General features: G+C 59.8%; 22 protein-coding genes. 9 read left to right on the top strand and 13 right to left on the bottom strand.

The genetic code is table 11. From position 1 onward, the window contains the following. Positions 1-12: 12 nt before the first annotated feature. The 3 genes from DV532_RS08245 to dusA all read right to left on the bottom strand — a co-directional run bounded on the left by DV532_RS08245 (position 13) and on the right by dusA (position 4,126). Positions 13-1,863, bottom strand: coding sequence for an alkaline phosphatase D family protein (locus DV532_RS08245; RefSeq protein ID WP_056806562.1), 1,851 nt, complete (start codon positions 1,861-1,863; stop codon positions 13-15). Between the two features lie 168 nt (positions 1,864-2,031). Next, positions 2,032-2,958 (bottom strand): transaldolase, encoded by a 927-nt coding sequence (gene tal / locus DV532_RS08250; RefSeq protein ID WP_056806564.1) that lies wholly within the window; start codon positions 2,956-2,958, stop codon positions 2,032-2,034. Positions 2,959-3,115: 157 nt separating this feature from the next. Then, the gene (gene dusA, locus DV532_RS08255) at positions 3,116-4,126 is read right to left on the bottom strand and encodes a tRNA dihydrouridine(20/20a) synthase DusA (RefSeq protein ID WP_056806566.1); all 1,011 of its coding nucleotides are present in this window, start codon (positions 4,124-4,126) and stop codon (positions 3,116-3,118) included. Positions 4,127-4,227: 101 nt separating this feature from the next. Here dusA and DV532_RS08260 point away from each other — a divergent pair, with 101 nt between their 5' ends. Together DV532_RS08260 and DV532_RS30195 are read left to right on the top strand one after the other, a co-directional pair. Further along, entirely contained in the window at positions 4,228-5,349 is a 1,122-nt protein-coding gene (locus DV532_RS08260) for a site-specific integrase (protein WP_056806870.1), read from the top strand. A 472-nt stretch (positions 5,350-5,821) separates the two neighbouring features. After that, entirely contained in the window at positions 5,822-5,989 is a 168-nt protein-coding gene (locus DV532_RS30195; protein WP_156676013.1) for a hypothetical protein, read from the top strand. 303 nt (positions 5,990-6,292) lie between these two features. On the opposite strand, the gene DV532_RS08265 is transcribed toward DV532_RS30195, so the two are convergent. The 9 genes from DV532_RS08265 to DV532_RS08300 form a co-directional block, all read right to left on the bottom strand. After that, positions 6,293-7,408 carry an HD-GYP domain-containing protein gene (locus DV532_RS08265; protein WP_028614250.1) on the bottom strand — a complete coding sequence of 372 codons (1,116 nt, stop codon included), beginning with the start codon at positions 7,406-7,408 and terminating at the stop codon, positions 6,293-6,295. Further along, a complete protein-coding gene (locus DV532_RS08270; protein ID WP_056806569.1) occupies positions 7,401-11,342 on the bottom strand; it encodes a response regulator in 3,942 nt (1,313 codons plus the stop codon). The genes DV532_RS08265 and DV532_RS08270 overlap by 8 nt, the downstream gene beginning before the upstream one ends. 432 nt (positions 11,343-11,774) lie before the next feature. Beyond that, entirely contained in the window at positions 11,775-12,038 is a 264-nt protein-coding gene (locus DV532_RS08275) for a pyocin activator PrtN family protein (protein WP_056806571.1), read from the bottom strand. Further along, positions 12,035-12,283, bottom strand: a complete 249-nt coding sequence (locus DV532_RS08280; protein WP_056806574.1) for a hypothetical protein — start codon at positions 12,281-12,283, stop codon at positions 12,035-12,037. Before DV532_RS08280 ends, DV532_RS08275 begins: the two co-directional genes overlap by 4 nt. Beyond that, the gene (locus DV532_RS08285) at positions 12,280-12,777 is read right to left on the bottom strand and encodes a hypothetical protein (RefSeq protein ID WP_056806577.1); all 498 of its coding nucleotides are present in this window, start codon (positions 12,775-12,777) and stop codon (positions 12,280-12,282) included. The genes DV532_RS08280 and DV532_RS08285 overlap by 4 nt, the downstream gene beginning before the upstream one ends. 83 nt (positions 12,778-12,860) lie before the next feature. Then, positions 12,861-13,106, bottom strand: coding sequence for a pyocin activator PrtN family protein (locus tag DV532_RS08290; protein ID WP_056806580.1), 246 nt, complete (start codon positions 13,104-13,106; stop codon positions 12,861-12,863). Continuing rightward, positions 13,103-13,612 carry a hypothetical protein gene (locus tag DV532_RS08295; RefSeq protein WP_056806583.1) on the bottom strand — a complete coding sequence of 170 codons (510 nt, stop codon included), beginning with the start codon at positions 13,610-13,612 and terminating at the stop codon, positions 13,103-13,105. The genes DV532_RS08290 and DV532_RS08295 overlap by 4 nt, the downstream gene beginning before the upstream one ends. Beyond that, on the bottom strand, positions 13,609-13,773 hold the full coding sequence (locus DV532_RS30200; RefSeq protein WP_156676014.1) for a hypothetical protein: 165 nt from the start codon (positions 13,771-13,773) through the stop codon (positions 13,609-13,611). The genes DV532_RS08295 and DV532_RS30200 overlap by 4 nt, the downstream gene beginning before the upstream one ends. Before the next feature lie 139 nt (positions 13,774-13,912). Next, a complete protein-coding gene (locus DV532_RS08300; protein WP_056806586.1) occupies positions 13,913-14,617 on the bottom strand; it encodes a LexA family transcriptional regulator in 705 nt (234 codons plus the stop codon). A gap of 97 nt (positions 14,618-14,714) precedes the next feature. Here DV532_RS08300 and DV532_RS08305 point away from each other — a divergent pair, with 97 nt between their 5' ends. The 7 genes from DV532_RS08305 (at position 14,715) to DV532_RS08330 (ending at position 20,033) form a co-directional block, all read left to right on the top strand. Next, entirely contained in the window at positions 14,715-14,948 is a 234-nt protein-coding gene (locus tag DV532_RS08305) for a YdaS family helix-turn-helix protein (RefSeq protein WP_082477177.1), read from the top strand. Between the two features lie 206 nt (positions 14,949-15,154). Next, entirely contained in the window at positions 15,155-15,643 is a 489-nt protein-coding gene (locus DV532_RS08310) for a phage regulatory CII family protein (RefSeq protein ID WP_056806589.1), read from the top strand. After that, a complete protein-coding gene (locus DV532_RS08315) occupies positions 15,636-15,839 on the top strand; it encodes a TraR/DksA C4-type zinc finger protein (RefSeq protein ID WP_019096614.1) in 204 nt (67 codons plus the stop codon). The genes DV532_RS08310 and DV532_RS08315 overlap by 8 nt, the downstream gene beginning before the upstream one ends. Further along, positions 15,836-18,604: a bifunctional DNA primase/polymerase gene (locus DV532_RS08320; protein WP_056806591.1), complete on the top strand. Its 2,769-nt coding sequence runs from the start codon at positions 15,836-15,838 to the stop codon at positions 18,602-18,604. Before DV532_RS08315 ends, DV532_RS08320 begins: the two co-directional genes overlap by 4 nt. After that, positions 18,601-18,933 carry a hypothetical protein gene (locus DV532_RS30205; protein WP_156676015.1) on the top strand — a complete coding sequence of 111 codons (333 nt, stop codon included), beginning with the start codon at positions 18,601-18,603 and terminating at the stop codon, positions 18,931-18,933. The genes DV532_RS08320 and DV532_RS30205 overlap by 4 nt, the downstream gene beginning before the upstream one ends. Further along, entirely contained in the window at positions 18,930-19,478 is a 549-nt protein-coding gene (locus tag DV532_RS08325; protein ID WP_082477179.1) for a hypothetical protein, read from the top strand. The genes DV532_RS30205 and DV532_RS08325 overlap by 4 nt, the downstream gene beginning before the upstream one ends. A gap of 207 nt (positions 19,479-19,685) precedes the next feature. Further along, positions 19,686-20,033: a phage holin family protein gene (locus DV532_RS08330; protein WP_044046940.1), complete on the top strand. Its 348-nt coding sequence runs from the start codon at positions 19,686-19,688 to the stop codon at positions 20,031-20,033. Between the two features lie 15 nt (positions 20,034-20,048). Here DV532_RS08330 and DV532_RS08335 read toward each other — a convergent pair whose 3' ends face one another. Continuing rightward, positions 20,049-20,297 carry a hypothetical protein gene (locus DV532_RS08335; protein WP_056806593.1) on the bottom strand — a complete coding sequence of 83 codons (249 nt, stop codon included), beginning with the start codon at positions 20,295-20,297 and terminating at the stop codon, positions 20,049-20,051. Positions 20,298-20,378: the final 81 nt, after the last annotated feature.

A 20,378-nucleotide genomic window follows, 5' to 3' on the forward strand; every position in this document is an offset into this window, starting at 1 on the left:
CAGCCCACCGGGCTATTTCTTGCCAACAAACTCGGTCGCCTCACCCCCTCCCGCATCCAGCTGATATACCCGCGTCGGCCGCCCCTGTTCATCGAAGAACACCTGCCCCAAGCCCGCGCCGTTCCACAAGCGCTCCCCGGCCTTGCTGTGGCTAGGGGTGCGCGGTACTACCTGCATTTCGCGGCGCTTGGTAAACCAGTTCAGCGGCGAGCGCGGCGCATACAGCCAGCGGTTGAGCCGGTCGAGCACCTCCAGCAAGCGCCGCGGGAATTCGTTCTTGATCCCGCTGCTGGTTATCTGCCACAAGTGCGGGCTGCGCTGGCGGTGGCGGATCAGCACTTCATAGACGAACGAGTAATGCACATCCCCCGATAGCACCACGTAATGCCCCGGTGTGCGCGAGTGGCGGAAAATATTGAGGATGACCTGCGCCGCACCACGGTGGGCCATCCAGTTCTCGGCATCCACCAGCAGCGGGTAGCCCAGCCAGCTGAACAGTTTTTGCACGGTCTCGATCAGCTTCATGCCAAAAATCGGCGCAGGCGATACGATGATCGCCGATGGGTGGTCCAGCAGCGCTTGCTGCAGCTCGCTCAACGCCTCCCAGTCGAGCAGCCCGGACGGCTTGGCCAGGCTGCTTTCGCTGCGCCAGCGGCGGGTGCGGGTGTCCAACACCCGCAACGGCGGGTTGCTGGGCAGGCTGAACTGCCAGCCCTGAAAACGCAGCAGTTCGCTGATAAGCGCATCCTGGGTTTGGCTGTTCAGCCCCTGGCATTGCCGGATCAGTGGCGCGCAACCCTGTGGGTCGTTGCCCCAGGCCTGGCATAGCAGGTAGCCGAGCAGGGCATTGCCGATGATCCGCCGCGAGAAGGGGTGGCCGTAGGCGGTTTCCTCCCACTGCGCAGAGAGGTTCCAGTCGTCGGTGATGTCGTGATCGTCGAAGATCATCAGGCAAGGCAGGTGAGCCATTACCCGCGCTACCTGGCCGAGGTTGCTGGCAAACGCCTGGATCAGCGGCAACTCCTGCTGGTAGCGGGCCTGGCGCGGGGCGGTGAGCCCGCGGGGCATGTCCAGGTTCACCAGCTGCCAAGGCACCGGTGACCATACCAGCAGGTACATCGCCATGACTTCGGCGAAGGTCACCAGATGGTTGTCGGCGTTGCTGGACGAAAAGATCGGCTTGCGCTTACCGCCAAAAAAGCGCTCGCGCAGGGTGTCGTTGCGCGCCTGCGCCGGTAGCAGGTCGGCGCGATGGTAGTAACTGGCCGGGTGCTGGTACAGCGCCTGGCTGTCGGCCACCACCGCGCCCTCCAATGGCTCGTCGAACAGGCCTAGGCGCGCTATCAGGGTGTGGATGGCGCGCAACATCGGGCCGGCGACATCGTCGGCGTACACCTGGTCGCCGGTCATCAGCAGCACGGCGGGGCGCTCTTCGGGTTTTATGCAGGCCTGCACCAGCCGGTCTGCGCACAGTAGGCCATCGGCGGCGGGGTGATGCGGCTTGCGGCAGGAACCGTGCAGCAGGTGGTCGAGCCGATCGCGCAGCACCAGGTTCGGGCGCTGGGCGCCGGGGTAGAGCAGGTGCGGCGCCCAATCGGCGATGCCCTGGCCGTTGATCAGTAGGTCATAGTCGAGTAGCTGGTTGCTGGGTAGCGCGTGGGCGAAGTGGATGTCTAGCAAGTGGATGAAGGCTCGCTGGCCCACCGCGACTACCTGGCATTCGACCTGTGCTTCACTTGCCGGGCAGATGAACGCGGGGTGCAGCGGTTGGCTAGCGACCAGCCAGATGGCCAGGCGCTGGGGTTCCAGGCGGCGCAGTACCGGGCCGGCGAGAACGGAGGGTAAAGGGGTAGAGGAGGTCATCGACAGCTCGGGTGGCTATGCGGGCCACTTCGCGGGCAAGCCCGCTCCCACAGGTGCGGGCTTGCCCGCGAAGAGGCCCAGGGAATCAATATGCAGCTAAAACGTGGCCTAACAAAACGGGCGGAAAATGCTGAACACTTCCCGCCCGCCAGGCAAACCCGAAATGTATCAGGCCTTTGCAGCCATCAACTTCTCCAGCTTCTCCTGGTCCCGCGCGAACTGGCGAATACCCTCGGCCAGCTTGTCGGTGCCCATGGCATCTTCGTTCATCGCCCAGCGGAACTGGCTTTCGGTCAGTTGTTGCTTTGCCTCGCCAGCATTGCCCGGCTTCAGCACTCGCGGCAGGGTGCCTTGGTCATCGCTCAGTTGCTGCAGCAGCTCGGGGCTGATGGTAAGGCGGTCACAGCCCGCCAGTTGCTCGATCTGGCCGATATTGCGGAAGCTGGCGCCCATGACCACGGTGTCGTAGCCATTGGCCTTGTAATAGTTGTAGATGCGCGTGACCGACTGCACGCCCGGGTCCTCGGCACCCACGTATTCCTGGCCGGTGCTTTTCTTGTACCAGTCGTAGATACGGCCCACGAAGGGCGAAATCAGAAACACCCCGGCATCGGCGCAGGCCTGTGCTTGGGCGAAGGAGAACAGCAGGGTGAGATTGGTTTGGATGCCTTCCTTTTCCAGCTTCTCGGCGGCGCGGATACCTTCCCAAGTGGAGGCCAGCTTGATCAGTACGCGGTCGCGGCCAACACCGGCTGCCTCGTACAGTTCGCTCAACTTGCGGGCCTTTGCCAGTAGGGCGGCTTCGTCGAACGACAGGCGGGCATCCACCTCGGTGGAGATACGCCCCGGGATGACCTTGAGAATGCCCGAGCCCACGGCCACTGCGAACTTGTCGCAGGCCAGGTCGACGTCACCCTTGGCATCGGCCTTCACCTGCTTGAGCAGGTCGGCGTAGCCTGGGATGGCGGCGGCCTTGAGCAGCAGCGACGGGTTGGTGGTGGCATCGACCGGTTTAAGCCGGGTGATAGCGTCCAGGTCCCCGGTGTCGGCGACCACGGTGGTGAACTGCTTGAGTTGTTCCAGCTTGGAGGTCATGGGCGTGCTCTGTCCTGTGCAATCACTCGACATTACCCGAGCCCCGGCGGCCGCTCAAGGGCCTGTAGGCGCGGGCTTGCCTGTGAAGGGCGCTGTGAAAGGTGATAATTCGAGTCTCAAGCCGTCACGAGGTTCCGCACCTGCCGCCCAGGCTGCATCAGCGCCCCTGCAACAACTCCACCGCCTGGTCGAACACGGCCAACGGCTCCGCTGCCTTGTGAATATCCGCCGACAGCAACTGGCGGAACCGCCGCGCGCCCTTGAACCCTTGGGCCAGCCCCAGAATATGCCGGGTAACGTGATGCATCGCCCCGCCACTTGCCATGTGCGCGACGATGTAAGGCCGCAACTGCGCCAGCGCCTCGCTGCGGCTTACCACCTGCGCCTCACTGGCAAACAGCTGCTGGTCTACCTCGGCCAGCAAATAAGGGTTGTGGTAGGCCTCACGCCCCAGCATCACGCCGTCGAAGGTGTGCAAGTGCGCCTGGCACTCGGCCAGGGTCTTGATCCCGCCGTTGAGCACGATTTCCAGGTCTGGGAAGTCGGCCTTCAGCTGCGCTGCCACGTCGTAGCGCAGGGGCGGAATTTCGCGGTTCTCCTTCGGCGACAGCCCTTCCAGGATCGCGATGCGCGCATGCACGGTAAAACTGCGGCAGCCGGCGTCGCGCACCTGGCCGACGAAGTCGCATAGCTGGGCGTAGCTGTCGCGGCCATTGATACCAATGCGGTGCTTGACCGTCACCGGGGTCGACACTGCATCACGCATGGCCTTCACGCAATCGGCCACCAGCGCCGGGTGGGCCATCAGGCAAGCGCCGATCATGTTGTTTTGCACTCGGTCACTCGGGCAGCCGACGTTGAGGTTGACCTCGTCATACCCGGCTTCTTCTGCCAGGCGCGCGCAGGCTGCCAGGTCGGCCGGCACACTGCCGCCCAACTGCAGGGCCAACGGGTGCTCGGAGGCGTCGTGGCGCAGGAAACGCTGGGCGTCGTTGTGCAGCAAGGCGCCGGTGGTGACCATTTCGGTGTAGAGCAGGGTTTGCTTGGAGAGCAGGCGCAGGAAGAACCGGCAGTGGCGGTCGGTCCAATCCATCATGGGTGCAACGCTGAAGCGGCGTGACGGCTCAGGGCGCGTATTTTCTGGGTTGTAGCCTGATTTTGCGGTCATTTCGTTCAACGTGTTTTGTACCAATTTTCGGGGTTTTGGGGCATTTTTACCAAGCGCTTGGTACAATGTACCAATCGACAGACGACGTGTACCAATCTCAGATGGCAACGATCAGAACGCGTAAAAAGGCCGATGGCAGCACTAGCTACCTCGTCCAGATCCGCATTAATCGCGACAAGGTGACAGTCTACCAAGAGAGCCAAACGTTCGCCCGCAAACAGGCTGCAGTGGCCTGGGCGAAGCGACGGGAAACTGAGTTGTCTGAGCCTGGTGCTATCGAGCGCGCCAACCGGGTAGGGCACACGGTCAAACAGATGATCGACCGTTACCTTGTAGAGGCAGAGAAAGCTCGGCCTCTGGGCGAGACCAAGCGACGCACTTTAAACGCCATCAAGAACAGCTACCTGGGTGAGATGGTCGACTCCGACATCAGCCAGCAGGTGCTGGTGGACTATGCCCTATGGCGTATGAGCCCCGCAGGCGGTGGCATCAAACCGCAGACAGCCGGCAATGATCTGGCTCACCTGGGTTCAGTGTTGTCGCTTGCCAGAGCGGCGTGGGAGTACGAGATCAACCCCCAAGCTATGCCCGACGCACGCCTTGTCCTGAAACGCCTCGGCTACAACATGAAGAGCCGGGAGCGGGATCGCCGGCCAACGCTTGAAGAACTCGACAAGGTGCTTGAGCATTTCTTCGAGATGCTTGCACGGCGTCCGACAGTCATTCACATGCCGAAGGTGGTTGCGTTTGCCATCTTTTCCACGCGCCGTATGGACGAGATCGCTCGCATCATGTGGGAGGATCTGGATGAGCACCGCCAGGCGGTGAAAGTGCGGGACATGAAGAACCCCGGACAGAAGATCGGTAACGATGTGTGGTGCCATCTGCCGGATGAGGCGTGGGCGATTGTGCAAAGCATGCCGCGTCAGTGCGCTGAGATCTTCCCTTACAACACCGACTCAATCGGCACGGCCTGGTCCAGAGCGTGCAAGATGGTTGGCGTGGAGGACCTGCATTTTCACGATCTGCGCCATGAAGGTGTGAGCCGGTTGTTCGAAATGGATTGGGATATCCCGAGGGTGTCGAGTGTTTCCGGTCATCGTGACTGGAACTCGCTGCGGCGTTACACCCATCTGAGGGGGCGTGGTGATCGATATATGGAGTGGAGTTGGTTAGAGCGGATTATCCAGGCCCCAGTCGCCCTAGGCGCCCGGGTTGAGTAGTTTGTTGGGGTACACGGAACGGCGGTGATTAGCCCTGCGCGTAGCAGCGCTTTGAGTCGATCCGGCTGGCAGGAGTGGCCGCTTTCGACCCACAGCTGCCCTTCGCGACGGGCAGAAATCGGCCAATAGCAGTCATTGCTTACCCGATTGTCGCAGCTCGAAAGATTGCCGGGGCTGAACCCAATGCAATTCTGAGCAGCTTGTCCTACCTGGGTGAGATGACGTCCGAGGAATTCGGCAAACCGGATGCCGCGCGCGTCGGCTAGTTCGCGTTACCAATAACGCCGCTTATGTTCAAAAGGCCCCTACACTTGAAGCCAGTGTGGGGGCTTTTTTGTGGGCCGGTGAAAACCAGCCCCCCCTGCGCTTGTAGACCAACCCCCACAGCGGTGGTTTTACGCAGTGACCGCTAATTCGATCAGGAAGCGCCTTCCTGGCGTTATCCCTCACCTCAACAATAATGGGTGAAAGAATGAGCGTCGTATTCTCGCGCAATGGTGTCAGCATGCCCGATCTGGTCCGCACCAAACTCGCCAATCACCTGGCACGCCTCGGCCGCCCAGCAGATGTGCCTGCCTTTGCACTGGCCGAAGAGCGCGCAGAAGGTTTTTGGAGGGGGTGGAAGCCGCACATGCGCTAACCCCCGCTTCGATTGAGGGGTTGTTTATCGCCGTTGAAGACGCCGCCGCACGCCGGCGGCGGGATCTGGCGCCATGAATGGTGAAGCGATCCAGTCAGACACCTTGAGCGCTTTGGTCAGCCAGCACGCGATCCGCGAAACGGTGGTGGGCCGCGTGGCGTGGATAACCACGAACCATAACGGACGTTCAGGCAGATGTGATGCCAAATAATCGATGGAGTTCGCATTGCCTCTAGGGGGCATTTCAAAACCTCAAAAAAATGACCAAAAGCCCTTGGCATTGATTTCACGGCGATGCGTTGATTAGCCATCCTGACCGCGATCAGCAAAACGCACCGCGATAGCCTGGAATTGCTCATGGTTGGCCAGGAAAACCTCGCAAATATCTGGATCGAAATGCGTAGCACATCCCTGGCGGATTATCTCCAGCGCCTGATCGTGTGACATGCCTTTCTTGTATACGCGTCGGCTAATCAACGCGTCATAGACATCCGCCAATGCCATGAGCCTGGCGCTGATGGGGATGTCATCGGCACTCAGCCCATCGGGATAACCGGTACCGTCCCACTTCTCGTGGTGGCTGTAGGCGATCTCCTTGGCCAGGCGCAGAAATCCCACCGAGGTGCCCAACTGCTCTTCGGCATGCCGGATTGCATCGCGTCCCAGTACCGTATGGGTCTTCATCGTCTCGAACTCTTCCGGCGTGAGGCGCCCCGGCTTGAGCAGTATGTCATCGGGTATGCCGATCTTGCCGATGTCATGCAACGGAGCTGACTTAAACAGCAGGCGGATACTTTCCTCATTGAGAAACTGCTGGAACCTCGGATGTTCGCGAAGCAGCTCGGCCAGTAGTCTGACGTAGTGCTGAGTTCGTCGAATGTGGTTACCCGTCTCATTGTCGCGGGTTTCGGCCAGCGAGGTCATGGCCTGAATGGTCACATCCTGGATAGCGATGACCTCGGCGGTGCGGCGCTGGACTTCCTGCTCAAGGTAAGCCTTCTGATCACGCAAAAAGTCGGCGGCCGCCTTGATCTTCAATTGGGTTTCCACCCGTGCCAGCACGATGGGTGGGTTGATCGGCTTGGTGATGTAGTCCACGGCGCCCATCTGCAAACCCAGGATCTCGTCTTCCATTGTCGCCATGGCGGTGATGAAGATGATCGGGATATGAGCGGTGCGCGGATCGCGCTTGAGCTGCTCTGCCACCTCATACCCCGACAGATCAGGCATCATGATGTCGAGCAGAATCAGATCCGGGCGAGGCTCCTGCACCGCTGCCTTCAGCGCGCGCTCACCGCTGATGGCCACCCGCATGCGGTAGATGTCCTTCAGCAGGCCATTGATCAGCGTAATGTTCTCCGGCGTATCATCGACAATGAGGATGATCGGGGGAAGTGGGTAGTTTAGCGTTTCACTCATGATGTTCCCTCCAGCACGGGGTATCGCGGGCCGTCGATGCACGTTTGAGGGTTAGCCGTGCGGCCTCGAAGTCAAAGTTGTTCACCTCATTCATCAACTGCTCGAAACTGTCCTGGCCGAGTGCTCCGCGCAACGAATCCGCATACTGTTCCATATAATCCGGCGCTGCTCCGTCATTGGCCTCCAGCAGGTGGATGAGCGCTATGGCATGCTGTGCCCAGTCGACGCTCGATACCACCGCCGGTGCTGCCTGGCCGCTACCCAGCGCTTGACGGATTGCATGCACGGCCAGCGAGAGCGCCTCAATCAATTCATTCACCAATGCGTCCGACTCAGCGTGTGCCCCGATCGCGGTTTCCAGCTTACCGGCCATGGCTTGCAGGCCGCTGAAACCGAGGTTGCCTGCAACGCCTTTCACGGTGTGGGCCATTCGCTCGGCCGTCGCCCGATCACCCGCACGTAGCGCGTTCCTCAGCGCTTGCCCTTCCATAGCCCTGCGGTCGGCAAATTGACCCAGCAGCTTGATGTATAGCTGGCGATTGCCCGCCACTCGCCTCAGTCCGTCGGCGCTATCTAGCCCTGGAATGTCCGGTAGGCGCTCCTCGCCCGATGCGGCGCTGGACGGCTCCACTGCCGCCGACCGAGGTACGACCCAGCGCAGAACCGTGGCGATGAGTGCTTGCGGATCCACGGGCTTGGTCACATGGTCGACCATGCCCGCCTCGATACAGCGCTCCCGGTCCTCGACCCTGGCATGTGCGGTCATAGCAATCACCGGGATCTGTGCGCAGTGAGGCCCGACGCGAATACGCCGGGTCGTCTCGAGACCATCCATCTGCGGCATCTGTACGTCCATCAGCACCGCGTCGTATTGCGCTGCAGCCAACATCGACAGCGCCTCGCAGCCGTTGCCGGCAACTTCCACCAGGGCACCGGCAGCCTCGAGAAGCTCCCTGGCAATCTGTTGGTTGATTTCGTTGTCCTCCGCGACGAGCAGGCGCACTCCGGCGAGCACCTTCGCCTGCGCAATGGGTACGGTTAGCGCCACCACGCCCGTTTGCGGCGCGAATAAGTTGACCAGTACCTCTACCAGCGAGGACTGGTTGACCGGCTTGACCAGGAACGCGCGAATGCCGGCCGCTTGCCCAGCGGCGTGCATTTCGTCATGCCCAAATGCACTGACCATGATGGCGTACAGTGCAGGCTGCAGGCCAAGCGCCCGGCGCGTCGTCTCGATGCCATCCATCTCTGGCATTTGCCAATCCACCAATAGCACCCGGAACGGGTCGTCGGCCGCAGCACCGCGAAGGCTCTCCAGAGCAGCCTCGCCTGACGCCACCGCGACCGGCGAAAGCCCCGCTACGAGAAGCATGTCGGAAAGGATCTGGCGCGCGTCGGCATTGTCATCGACGACCAGGACGCGCGCTCCGGCGAGCTCCGCAGGGACAATCTGGCGCTGCGTACGCATGTGCTGGTCAAGACCAAGCCAGACACTGAAAGAGAACGTGCTGCCGTTGCCCGGTTCTGAGTCAACCGTGATCGTTCCGCCCATCAACTCGACGATGCGCTTCGAGATGGCAAGGCCCAGGCCGGTACCACCGAATTGTCGCGTGGTGGAGCTATCGGCTTGGGCAAAGGCCTCAAAGAGTCGCCCGGTTTGCTCGGGAGTCATGCCGATACCGGTATCGCGGACACGAACCTGCAGTTGAACTTTGTCGCCGGTGCGGCCCAGGTTGCGAACCACGACCGTAACCTGCCCCTGTTCGGTGAATTTCACTGCGTTGCCTACCAGGTTCAGGATGACCTGGCCCAGACGCAGCGGATCTCCAAGCAGCGTCTCGGGAACGTCCGACGCCCGGTCGAACAGCAGCTCAATGGCCTTGTCGTAGGCCTTTTGCGCAATCAGCGAGGACACGTTGTCTAGCACTGCGTCTATCTCAAATGGCACTACCTCGACGCTAAGCTTGCCGGCCTCGATCTTGGAGAAGTCGAGGATGTCGTTGATGATGCCAAGCAGCGAAGTGCCCGCGTTGTGGATTTTCGAGACATAATCGCGCTGCCGCTGGTCCAGCGAAGTCTTCAGCGCAAGGTAAGACATGCCGATGATCGCATTCATGGGCGTGCGGATTTCGTGACTCATGTTTGCAAGGAAGTCGCTTTTTGCCCGCGTCGCCTCTTCAGCAATCTCCTTCGCCCGCTGCTGCGCGTGCTCTGCTGCCTTGCGCTCGGTGATGTCCTGCAGCCAGCCGAGCAGCCCTTGCTCCCCCTGGATCTGGATTGGCAGGTAGGTGACAAGTATGGTGCGTTCGCGCCCCTGCCGGTCACGCATCGGTACTTCTTGGTCCTTTGCGATGCCGTCGTCCGTGAGGCGTTCGACGATGGCTTCGCGATCATGCTCATTCGCGTAAATCTGCGAAGCAGCGTCACCGACGCCTACGCCGAACGTTTCACAGAAGCGGGGGTTGGCGAAGCGGATCACGCCCTGGGTAGAAAAGGCTATGTTGATTGGACTCGTATCGAGGATTGCCTGCAGCCGCGCGCGTTCTTCGCTAAGCGCCACTGCTGCCGCATGATGATCCGTGACATCGCGCACCCAACTGGCGACCAGGGTCTCACCGTGGATTGTCACGAATGATGCACCGACCAGAACCCAGAGAATTGATCCATTTTTGTGCAGCAGGCGGGTCTCGAAGTTTTCGACCTTGCCATTTCGTGTCAGCAGTTCGAGGAAGCGCTCGCGCTCCTCAGGGTCGACATACAGGCTCGTGGCGTTGCGCCCGAGCAGGTCCTCGCTGACATAACCGGTCGCCTGTGAAAAGCGTTGGCTTACTTCCCTGACAGCTCCGTTCCGATCTGCCAGCACCAGGCTGGCGGGGCTGGTATCCATGAGCGCGCGGGTGAAAGCCTCGCGCTCGGCTAGCTCTGCGGCAACGCGCTTGCGCTCGTCTACTTCCCGGTTGAGGCGTCGGTTCCAGGCCAGCATGGCGCCGAGCAACAGCAGGACCGCGACCAAGCTCGGGATCGCCCATCTCATTACGGTTTTAATATCGAGGCCGTCCTCGTTGAGGGACTCCTCGAACAGCCGGTATTCCATGAGCGATACGCGATAGTACCGCCGCCAGCTCGCATCGAGCGGCGAATCAATGCGATTGCTGGACTGGAAGAACTGCTCCAGCGCTCGTGCGAGATCCGGCGCGTTGCGCGCAACACCCCACCCAACGCTGGTCGCTTCGCTGACCGGAAACGCAATGGAGAGACGTTCGGGATCTTCACGGGCCCAGCGCAGCGCGCTTTCACTACCCAACACCGTGAAATCCACCTTCGCATCGGCTACCAGTTTCACAGCCTGCTCGGTTGGCGCATAGACGATTCTGACCGGCTGACTGGATAGAGGACCGCGGTTGGCTTCATCGATCCACTGCTCGTAGCCCGTACCCTTCTGCACTGCCGCCGTCAGACCGAGCAGATCAGACACCTCGTTGCCAAGGGACTGGTTGGAGCGATGGGCGATGACCAGGTTGCGTACCCGGTAATAGGGCACGAGCAACATCTTCGTTTCGCGCCAAGGGACGATCTGCAAGTCATTTGGATAAAGATCGCAGCGGCCGTCGGCGAGTAGCTTCGGGTCGTAGCTTGCCTCGCGTACGGTCTCGCCCCGATCGTCGTGAAACTGCGCATCGAAACTCGGCAGTTCCGTTACCTGTGGGCGTAAACCGAGTGACCGCGCGAACGCCTCCGCGTTAGTCCGGTAGAAGGAAGCGCTTGAGCCAGCCACGCATATGCGCAGGACGCCGCTTTCCCGAATCTGGGACAGCGTACGTGCTTCTACGCATGGCATGCCCAACACCAACAAGCCTCCCAGTGCAAGCAACGCTCCCAAGCGCGGCTCTGTTTTCAAAATGCTCCTGCTGGTAGGTAATTGCTCACGATCCAACTCGACATATCCTTGTGAACGCCCTTGCAAGAGCTTGTCCGCCGTTCTGCACTGGTATTATAGGTTTTGGAGTGTAGGCATACGCTGCAGCAAGCGCCAGCAACAAAAACTGGGCCAGCTAGCAACCTCCCACTGCTACTCACCGTTCGGAAAGTGAGTTTCCGGACGCTTACTTAATACTCGCACACCTAAGTTTCTCCAATGTCCGCTATGGGTCGAAAGCGGTCACTACCACATAATGGATTTGGGCATTTTCAGCCGTTCTGATCCAGCCGATTTAGGGGGCGGGTCGATAGCCGCCATCGCAGGCGGCCATCGACGCAAGGTAGCTAAGCCGTATTCGACTGGGTGAAGAGTCGGATGCAGCCAGATGTTCCGTGCGGCCGGTTGACACTGATCAAGTGGGGTGAAATCTCCGTATAAGCGTGCCCGTCACCTCTTATTCAATTGCGCACACTCTTTTCGCGCAGCATCCCGCTGCTGGTCCAGGTAGAGAGCCAGATCAGCAATGTGTATGCCTCGGGCGCTCTTCTGGCTCGGTTCAAGCCGGGTGATCGGCAGCTTGATCTCTCCGGCCAGCACCTTGCGTTGGAATACAAGCGGCGTTAGGTGCGTGAAGTAGTCAGCGCATACCTGTTCGAGCGAGATAATCGCCGTGCCGTTGTACTGCGCCATCAAAACAAAGGCTGTGTTCACGCATGGCCCTCCTGTTCCAGCGAATTCGTCTCTGTGTTGCTGGGCCGAGCGGATTGCCTACCCTCACTGAGCTGGGTTAGCACCTGCTTGCTGGCAAGGTTAAACAACTCGTCGGCGCTAACTGGCGCTATGGACTGCTCGAAGTTGCGCACGGCCTCAAACCGAGTTCGATACAGCCCGGCCTGGCCGAGCCAAGCGGCTGCGTTGGGGGTCGCGGTCGGTGCGGGATCGTCGTGCTGGCTCATGCCGCCTCCTCCGCGCTTGTGGCACCGGCAGGGGTTTCGCGCAATTGGGTGTGAATCCGTTTAGCCAGGCTTCCCAGTTGGGTGGCTTGCAAGCTCGCGCGTGATGCCTGCTGAGTTGCCTTCATTGCGGTTAACGTCCGCTCGGTGAGGCTCAGGGTTTCCAAGGCGCTGATGAGCAGCTCGTAATCCGCCCTGGTCACTGCCAGTCCGGTATACGACATGATTCTGGCTTCGAGCTCGCGGACGTTGCCTTTGAGATGTGCTACAGCCATGTGGTGCTTGCGCTGGCTCGCCTCGGCTTGAACTCGGGCTTCGTCCAGGTCCACTTGCAGGCTTTGTATCTGCAATTTCAGATCGGCTTGTAGACGCTGTTTCCCGATTTCCAAGCCCCTGTTGAAGGCACGATGCCGAGCTTTCGCGAACAGGAAAGGCAGGATGGCCAGGGTGACTAGGAAGATGATGCCCAGGGAAAGAACTTGTTGATGCGGTTGCATGTGCTGTGCTCCAAAAGTAGCCCTCCGCCGTTGGTGTGAGAGTCGGCGGGGGCTATAAGCCCCTGATGGCCGGGGCCGCCTGGTCAAGCAGATTGGGTCGAGCGTTCGGCCTGCCGGTCGAGATATGCGGCAAGGTTGTGCAGGTAGATCACGTGCTGGGCTTTCTTCGATCTGTCGATCTTGCTCAGCTGAAGGTCAATACGGCCTTTGTTGATCAGCTCTTTGAACCGCCTGTCTGACCCGATGTGGGGGAAATATCGCTCTCTGACAGCAGTGAGCGTTGGGCAAGGGGTGGTCCACTCGCTGCGGAGCTGTTCCAGCGTACTCATGCGCATTTCCCGATACTGTCAGGGCTGGGCCGAAGCTTCGCGCGGACTGCTGCTGCGAGCTGCTCTTTACTGGCTCCCGTAACTGCAGCGCAGACATTGCCCTGGTCGTCAGTCACGACAGCGCCAAGGGGAAGCTGTCGGTTGACGGTGGCGATAACGTAGGCTGTCTGACCTGTCTGCAGGACCTCTTCAACGCTGACTTGCGCCTCCATGAGAGCAAGCGCTTCTTCCGTCTGGGCTGCGGAGTCAACTCGGCCATTCGCGATGTCCTGCACAAAATCTCTTAAGGACTGGCACTTGGTGGAGAGGGCGCGCGGAAGTTTCAGGCTGCTGCAAAGCGGACCAAGGGTCACCTTGATGCTGTGATGGGTGCTGTCATTTTCGATCTCGATCTGTGCATCGACCGAGGCTTCAGGGCGCTGCAATTTGCAGGTCGCAGTGCCGCCGTTATCCAAGGTGCGTTGCAGCAGCATGATCTGGCGAAGGGAGATCCTGAATTCGCTCATGCAGCACCCCCATTGGCAGGTACAGCATGGGCTTTACCTTCGAGCGTGACGACCAGCTGCAAGCCGGTGCTGCGCTGGAATGCCTGTATTTTCGCCACGCTGCTGCAGGCGGTTGGATGGATCAGAATTGCCACCGATCCGTTGTGCTGTGCTGATTTCATTCTTCGTGTCCTTGATGTGAGAGAGGGGCACGAAGTTGAAGTTAGCAAAAGCTAAATAATTGTTCAATAGCAGATGCTAAACTGTATGGGCGTGGTCGCGCCCCGGCGGATGGCCGGTAGGACACAACCCGAGGAGGCGTTAGAGCTTTTTCGCGTTCCAGGCCAGTAGGACACGGGCCTGGATATGCATCCGCTCGATCATCGACTCGTCGATGGTAATCGGCGGGTAGACAGGATTATCGGAGATCATTCGGAGCTGGCCTCCAGTCAGACGCTGCAGGCGTTTGATGTAGAGATCGCCGTCGAGGGTGAAGACATAAATTGCGTCTGTCTTCACCTCGGTGATCCCGCGATCCACCAGCAGGGCATCGCCGTCAGCGAATGTGCCAGACATGCTGTCGCCATCGCCAGTGATGATCGCCAGGTTATCGATGTTGGAAAAACTAAGGCCCTGCATCCTGAGCCAGTCTAGGTGAACCGTCATGTCGCGGATGACTTCAATGTGCATTTCCGGGGCTGCCTTGCCATGCCCCATAGAAGCCGCGACATCGAGATGCGGAATCAGAACGTAGTTCTTGTCCTTTGCTGCCCTGGTGGGCAGGCGAACCACGTTGGTTGGGGCTGCGATGGAGGGTTCCTCCATTGGAGGAGATGTCAGCGTCCCTGCTACAAGCCCAATCTTGAGCTCGAGATTAAGCGCAGCCTTTTCCCCCAGCTTGCGGTGGCCGTTGAGCAGTTGCGACAGGTACGACGCGTCTAGGTCGTGAGCCTCGGCGAATTCCTTCTGGCTCAGGTTCCCCATGATCGTACGGAGGGAGGCGATGCGCCTTTCGTTAATGTCCATCTGCAGATGATTGCTTTCCGTTAGCAAACAGTAAATTACGAGTTGCTATTGCCTTCATAATTAGCAATTGCTAATCTGCTGGGCATTGGAGGTGTCTATGACGCTTAGCGAATATTTGAAAACGATAGACAAGGAAGGGGTCGACGCCCTCGCACGGCACTGCGGAACATCGGTCGGCCAACTGAAGCAAGTGGCTTATGGAAACCGCCGTGCAGGTGCGGGGTTGGCTGTCAATTTGGATCGAGAAACGGGAGGGGAGGTTACTTGTGAGTCGCTGCGACCGGACATTGACTGGGGATACTTAAGGCAAGGAAAGGGGTTAGAACGCTGAGCCAGGACTCTCACCTCCCAGCCCAGCTATGACAGTACGAAGCACCATCACTCTCGTCGGCCGGTGGCCTCTCTCACAAGTTCAGCCGGACGACTATTACCAAATGCCATGCCCGCACAGCACGCAAGGCACAGCACACAGGTCGTGGTCGTAGGATAGGTCTTACATGATCCTATGACTAGGCCGTAAACCGAGGATTTACGGTTATGAGCAGGATTGATCTTTTGCCGGGCGCAGGTCCGGTTCTCACTTTGCGACAAGCGCTCTATCGCGCGGGTCGTGATTATCACGGCGGTATCACTAGGCTGGCCTTTGACATGGGGCTCGAGGTGGATGCCCTGCAGAAGAAGTTGCACCATGCCGACGACCGCCGCTGGCCAACCCCCGACGAACTGGAAGAGATCGTGCAGTGGACCGCTGATCCGCGGCTGCTCGATGCACTGGTTCGTCCTGCCGGTGCGGTCTGGTATCGCCCCAAGCCTGTGCCTGCTACCAACGATGCCTTGCAGGCGGTTGCGAAGCTTCTGGCCGAGTCCGGTCAGTTCGTGGGTAGCCTGCATGATGGTGCCTCGGACAACGTTTGGACCTTGTCGGAGGTGTTGAATCTGGAGCAGCGTGGCATGGAAGTTATTCGCCAAGTTCTTGCCATCATGGCGGGCGCGCGCGAAGCCATGGAGGACGTAAGCCATGGCTGATGCCGTCGATTTTGCCAATGACCGCGCTGAGTATTTCCTCCAGTTGTCGCTGCAGCGTCTTGCGCGGCTCCCGGTCAAGCCAAGCGCGCAAATCTGCGAAGACTGCGATGAGCCCATCCCGCTGGCCCGTCAATTGTCAGTCTCCGGTTGCGAAACCTGCATCGATTGCCAAGAGTTGCGGGAGCGCCGGAGATGAGCGACCGCCCAACTCCTACCACAGCTGATTGGGCGCGGCGTTACATTGAAACCTTCGGTCTGGCTCTGGTTCCTATCGAACCGGGTGAAAAGGGGCCGAAGGGGGCCGGATGGAACAAGCCTGGTGGCTATTTCACGAATGCCTCGAAGGCGGAAGCGTTCTGGACCACGAGCCCGAATCACAACCTCGGTGTTGTGCTCGGGCCGAGTGGTGTCTGCTCGCTCGATGTTGATGATGTCGAGCTGACCCGACAGGTGCTGCAGCAGACGCTTGGACTCGATGTCGATGCACTCGCTGACGCATACCCTACCTCCGTGGGCAACCCTGAACGATTCCGCGTGATGTTCCGCGTCCCTGAGGGGGTGGAGCTGAGTCGCCATGCCCTGGTTTGGCCAAACAAAAACGACCCGGATGGCACCATCTACAAAGGGCTCATGGCGCAAGTGAAGGCTGCCATGGACGAGGGTGATGCAGACCGCGAGGCCGCCTTCCGCATGGCGGCTGAGCCTTTCAAGAAAGTGACGGTCTTCGAGTTGCGAGGTGGCCTGGTGCAGGACGTATTGCCACCTTCCATTCACCCAGGCACTCGCAAACCTTACATATGGCGTACCCCTCCGGCATCTGAAGGCTTGCCAGAGCTGCCTGCCGACTTGTTGGCCATCTGGCAGGATTGGGATGAGTTCAAGCCGAAGGGGGAGGGCGTTTGCCCGTGGAAACCGAAGGCGGCAACGCCTGCGCCTGCAGCTCTTCCCATGGCCAAGCCATCAACAGCTGCAGCACGATCTGGTGATCGGCTCCCCGAGGTTATCCCTGAATTCAATCGCATCCATGACATCGCAACGATGATTGAGGCGCACGGTTACAAGCGCATCGATGGGAAGTGGTTGAGCCCGCACAGCAGCTCAGGCCTACCCGGTGTGACAATCACGGAGGGCAAGCTCTACTCGCATCACACCTCGGACCCGCTGGCGAACGGACACAAGAACGATGCGTTCGATGTGTTCTGCATCCTGATGCACGACGGCGACCAGAGGGCTGCGACTAGGGCGGCAGCTCGGATCCTGGGTATTGACGCGAAGTCCCGTCCGCCGGCACCGCCGCCATTGGGCGAACTTCCCCGTGCCCCATCGGTGGTCGAGCCGGCCGAGCTGCCTCCGGTCGTCGATCGAAATGCCGAGCATCTTCCCCGCACCCCATCGGACGTCGAGGCCATCAGCCCGGCCGACTCCTCGGCCACCGGGGGGGCGGGGGGAGATACCCTGGACATTGATGCTGCGATGCGCCGATTTGCCCTGGTCGAAGGTTCCACGAACGTATGGGACTTGGACAAGGGACGGTCGATGAAGCGGACAGGCTTCGAGGCCTTGGTCGGCAAGCCACTCTCGAAAGCGTGGATGGAGCGGACCGACAAGAAGCTCATCGCCTCCGAGCAGGTGCAAGAGCTTGAGCAGGCCCGGAAGATGTCCAGCAAGAAGGGTGGAGCGCTGAAGCTTGAACCGCTCGACCGCTACATCTACATCGATGGGACAAAAGAGGCCTGGGATCGCGAGAAGAAGCGTCGGTTGCCCGAGGGCAGCGTCAAGATGGCCTTGGGGGATGCCTATCAGCTCTGGCTGAACAGCCCGGAACGGCGGGTGGTGGACGTCGATCACATCGTGTTCGACCCGACGATGACCAAGGACCCGGCGATCTACATCAACACTTTTGAGGGCTTGCCGCTTGAGCCGGTCCGTGACGATGCTGCGTGCGAGAACCTGCGGTGGCTGATCTCATTCCTTTGCAACAATGACGCCGAAGCGTTGGATTGGCTGGTCAAGTGGCTGGCCTACCCGCTGCAGCACATGGGTGCAAAGATGGACACCGCGATTCTGTTCCACTCAACCATGGAGGGCTCGGGCAAAAGCCTACTGTTCGCGGACGTCATGGGCGAGCTGTACGGTCGTTACGGTGCCACGGTTGGCCAGGCACAGCTGGAGGGCAACTTCAACGCCTGGCAAAGCGGCAAGCTTTGGGCCGTGTTTGAAGAGGTTGTGAGCCGTGACCAGCGCTACAACCAAGTAGGCAAGATCAAGCACATGATCACCGGCAAGACGGTGCGCATGGAATCAAAGTTCATCAACGGCTGGGAAGAATCCAATCACATGAACTCGGCGTTCTTGAGCAACGAGATCATGCCGTGGCCGATCAGTGAAGACGACCGCCGGATGCTCGTGATGTGGCCAATGGAGACCCTGCCCGCCGAAAGGCAGAAGGCTATCGCCCGAGAACTAGCCAACGGTGGGGTGGCAGCCTTGTACGGGTGGCTGCTCGATGTCGACCTTGAGGACTTCAACCAACGCACTCGTCCGCCGAAAACCGAAGCCCGCCAGCGGCTGGTTGAGCTGAGTCGCACGGCCTGGCAGACCTTCTTCTACCTCTGGCGAAACGGTGAGCTGGGGCACGGCCTGTGGGGCTGCTGCCTGACTTCGGATGTGTACGCCATGTTCCTTGAGTGGTGCTCCCACAACAAAGAGAACTCCATGAGCCACACGAAGTTCTCGCTGATGTTCAGCGCGAAGGTGGAGAAGACGCGCCCTATCCCCTGGACGGATGGCAGTTCTCGCCGATTTGCGGCGTTCTTTGTGCCCTGCGAGGGCGATCCTTCCCTGCCCCCATCCATGAAGTCGGCCGAGCTGGGCAAGACCGTTGTCGAGTGGCGTGCCCGAGCAAAGCTGGCGGGCTGGAGCGTGGACGGTTGGGACCACATCAAGAGGCTTGCGGCATGACTCTGCCATTAAGTGTGTTGGGTGTGTTGGGTTTGTGTTGGGTTGGTTTTGGTGAGCCAACACACATTCAGGCCCCGGAATCTGTGGCTTTGCGGGTATGTGTGTTGGGTGTGTTGGGTTTGTGCGCACGCGCGCGCGCGCGATTTTTTTTAATCGCTGAAATCGAAGGGGGAAGAAATCTCTATGCGAACCCTGAAAAACCCAACACACCCAACACACCCAACACAGTTACTTCCAATCCATTGAATTCATTGGGCTTTGAGTGTGTTGGGTTTGTGTTGGGTTTGCCAAATGCGTGTTGGGTACTGGCCGGGGAGGGCTGGCGATGACGAAGGACCAAGGATTGCGCCTACAGCAGCAGGTGGATCACGCGCTGCACCGCATCGATATGGCGGTACTTATCGACCAGTCCGAACGCCTGCGTCTGGTTGCCGAGCTGATGAAGCATTGGGGAGAGCGACGTGGGCAGCTTGGGCTGGATGCCAGCTTGGGCAGTCAAATGGGCAGCATCATGGAATGGAAGGGGGCTGCACCGCGCGGTGGCTCGTCCGGTTCGCGAATTCTGGTCGGCGGTGCAGGCCTTGATCACGCGGCAGCAGAGGTTGACGCGGCAGTGGTCCAGCTGGAGCGGCGTGATCCGCGCGGGGCTACGCTGGCCAAGCTGGCCCAACTGCGCTACCTGTATGGGGCCACAGTGCGCGAGCAGATGCGCGAGGTTGGGCTGGCTGAGGACGCCGACCGCACCTACCGAAACTGGGTTAAGGCCCTTCACCTGCAGGTGTTTGCCATCCTGGCCGCCCGCGCTGGCCGCGTCCGGCAGCAGACCGTTCGTCGGGTGACTATGCGACTTGCGTGCAACATTGATGAGACATAACCACCACATGGCGACGAACCGAAAATAGGCCCTTTTCGGTTTTTCCGGTGGCATGTAAAAAGACGCCACGATATCAAAAGTGCGCTTAGGCGCTTACCCCACAAGCACTGTGCTGTGCAAGCCGCTCCGAATTGTCGGCGCACCGAGAACCCTGCCAACTGGCGGGGTTTTCTTTTTCCGGCGCCGTGCTTTGCAAATGAGGCTTACATGAACAGCGAGCAACAAACGTTAGCCGAACTGCCAATCTGGATGGTGATCGTGCTGTCCCTGGTCGGCGGTGTTTCGGGAGAGATGTGGCGGGCGGACATGGCGGGCGCTCGCGGTTGGGGGCTGATTCGCCGGTTGGCGTTGCGCTCTGGTGCCTGCGTGACCTGCGGTCTTTCGACCAACATGCTGCTGTACGCCCTCGGCGTATCGGTATGGGCGGCAGCAGCGGTTGGATGCTTGGCTGCGATGGCCGGCGCCGATGTCGCTATCAACCTCTACATGCGCTGGGCCGCCAAGCGGCTGGGCGTGAGCGAGATGCCACCGCCCAGTCACCCTGGTGCCGGTTAAGACAAGCGCTTCTGTTTAGTCGTCAACCTCATTGATGCTGACTTTGAGCGTCCTCGCGAAGTAGCCGTGATGCTCTACAGCCTCGATAACCTCTTTCCTGTTTAGTCCCAAGGGGAGGCTACCGACTTCGCTATCGACTTGGTTTGGTCGTTCAAGCCCGTTCAGAAAACTAGGTTGGAGATCTTTAAGCTGATTGATGCTTGTGCCGCGCTTCACGATCAGAAGTCTCTCAAGCGCCTGATCGCGGTAGATATCGAACTGCATTTTCAAGTCCTTTTTGATGGGGCGTCAGAACGATGCCGCTAACCGGACTTGTTACCACGACTGCTCTTATTTTTACAGCTC

Origin of the sequence: Pseudomonas sp. Leaf58, assembly GCF_003627215.1 — a bacterium.
Classification (GTDB): domain Bacteria; phylum Pseudomonadota; class Gammaproteobacteria; order Pseudomonadales; family Pseudomonadaceae; genus Aquipseudomonas.

What these genes read in the sequence shown, in the direction of transcription:
- DV532_RS08245 (WP_056806562.1), bottom strand. Translation starts at nt 1,863, where the DNA reads ATGACCTCCTCTACCCCTTTACCCTCCGTTCTCGCCGGCCCGGTACTG.
- tal (WP_056806564.1), bottom strand. Translation starts at nt 2,958, where the DNA reads ATGACCTCCAAGCTGGAACAACTCAAGCAGTTCACCACCGTGGTCGCC.
- dusA (WP_056806566.1), bottom strand. Translation starts at nt 4,126, where the DNA reads ATGACCGCAAAATCAGGCTACAACCCAGAAAATACGCGCCCTGAGCCG.
- DV532_RS08260 (WP_056806870.1), top strand. Translation starts at nt 4,228, where the DNA reads ATGGCAACGATCAGAACGCGTAAAAAGGCCGATGGCAGCACTAGCTAC.
- DV532_RS30195 (WP_156676013.1), top strand. Translation starts at nt 5,822, where the DNA reads ATGAGCGTCGTATTCTCGCGCAATGGTGTCAGCATGCCCGATCTGGTC.
- DV532_RS08265 (WP_028614250.1), bottom strand. Translation starts at nt 7,408, where the DNA reads ATGAGTGAAACGCTAAACTACCCACTTCCCCCGATCATCCTCATTGTC.
- DV532_RS08280 (WP_056806574.1), bottom strand. Translation starts at nt 12,283, where the DNA reads ATGAGCCAGCACGACGATCCCGCACCGACCGCGACCCCCAACGCAGCC.
- DV532_RS08285 (WP_056806577.1), bottom strand. Translation starts at nt 12,777, where the DNA reads ATGCAACCGCATCAACAAGTTCTTTCCCTGGGCATCATCTTCCTAGTC.
- DV532_RS08290 (WP_056806580.1), bottom strand. Translation starts at nt 13,106, where the DNA reads ATGAGTACGCTGGAACAGCTCCGCAGCGAGTGGACCACCCCTTGCCCA.
- DV532_RS08295 (WP_056806583.1), bottom strand. Translation starts at nt 13,612, where the DNA reads ATGAGCGAATTCAGGATCTCCCTTCGCCAGATCATGCTGCTGCAACGC.
- DV532_RS30200 (WP_156676014.1), bottom strand. Translation starts at nt 13,773, where the DNA reads ATGAAATCAGCACAGCACAACGGATCGGTGGCAATTCTGATCCATCCA.
- DV532_RS08300 (WP_056806586.1), bottom strand. Translation starts at nt 14,617, where the DNA reads ATGGACATTAACGAAAGGCGCATCGCCTCCCTCCGTACGATCATGGGG.
- DV532_RS08305 (WP_082477177.1), top strand. Translation starts at nt 14,715, where the DNA reads ATGACGCTTAGCGAATATTTGAAAACGATAGACAAGGAAGGGGTCGAC.
- DV532_RS08310 (WP_056806589.1), top strand. Translation starts at nt 15,155, where the DNA reads ATGAGCAGGATTGATCTTTTGCCGGGCGCAGGTCCGGTTCTCACTTTG.
- DV532_RS08315 (WP_019096614.1), top strand. Translation starts at nt 15,636, where the DNA reads ATGGCTGATGCCGTCGATTTTGCCAATGACCGCGCTGAGTATTTCCTC.
- DV532_RS08320 (WP_056806591.1), top strand. Translation starts at nt 15,836, where the DNA reads ATGAGCGACCGCCCAACTCCTACCACAGCTGATTGGGCGCGGCGTTAC.
- DV532_RS30205 (WP_156676015.1), top strand. Translation starts at nt 18,601, where the DNA reads ATGACTCTGCCATTAAGTGTGTTGGGTGTGTTGGGTTTGTGTTGGGTT.
- DV532_RS08325 (WP_082477179.1), top strand. Translation starts at nt 18,930, where the DNA reads ATGACGAAGGACCAAGGATTGCGCCTACAGCAGCAGGTGGATCACGCG.
- DV532_RS08330 (WP_044046940.1), top strand. Translation starts at nt 19,686, where the DNA reads ATGAACAGCGAGCAACAAACGTTAGCCGAACTGCCAATCTGGATGGTG.
- DV532_RS08335 (WP_056806593.1), bottom strand. Translation starts at nt 20,297, where the DNA reads ATGCAGTTCGATATCTACCGCGATCAGGCGCTTGAGAGACTTCTGATC.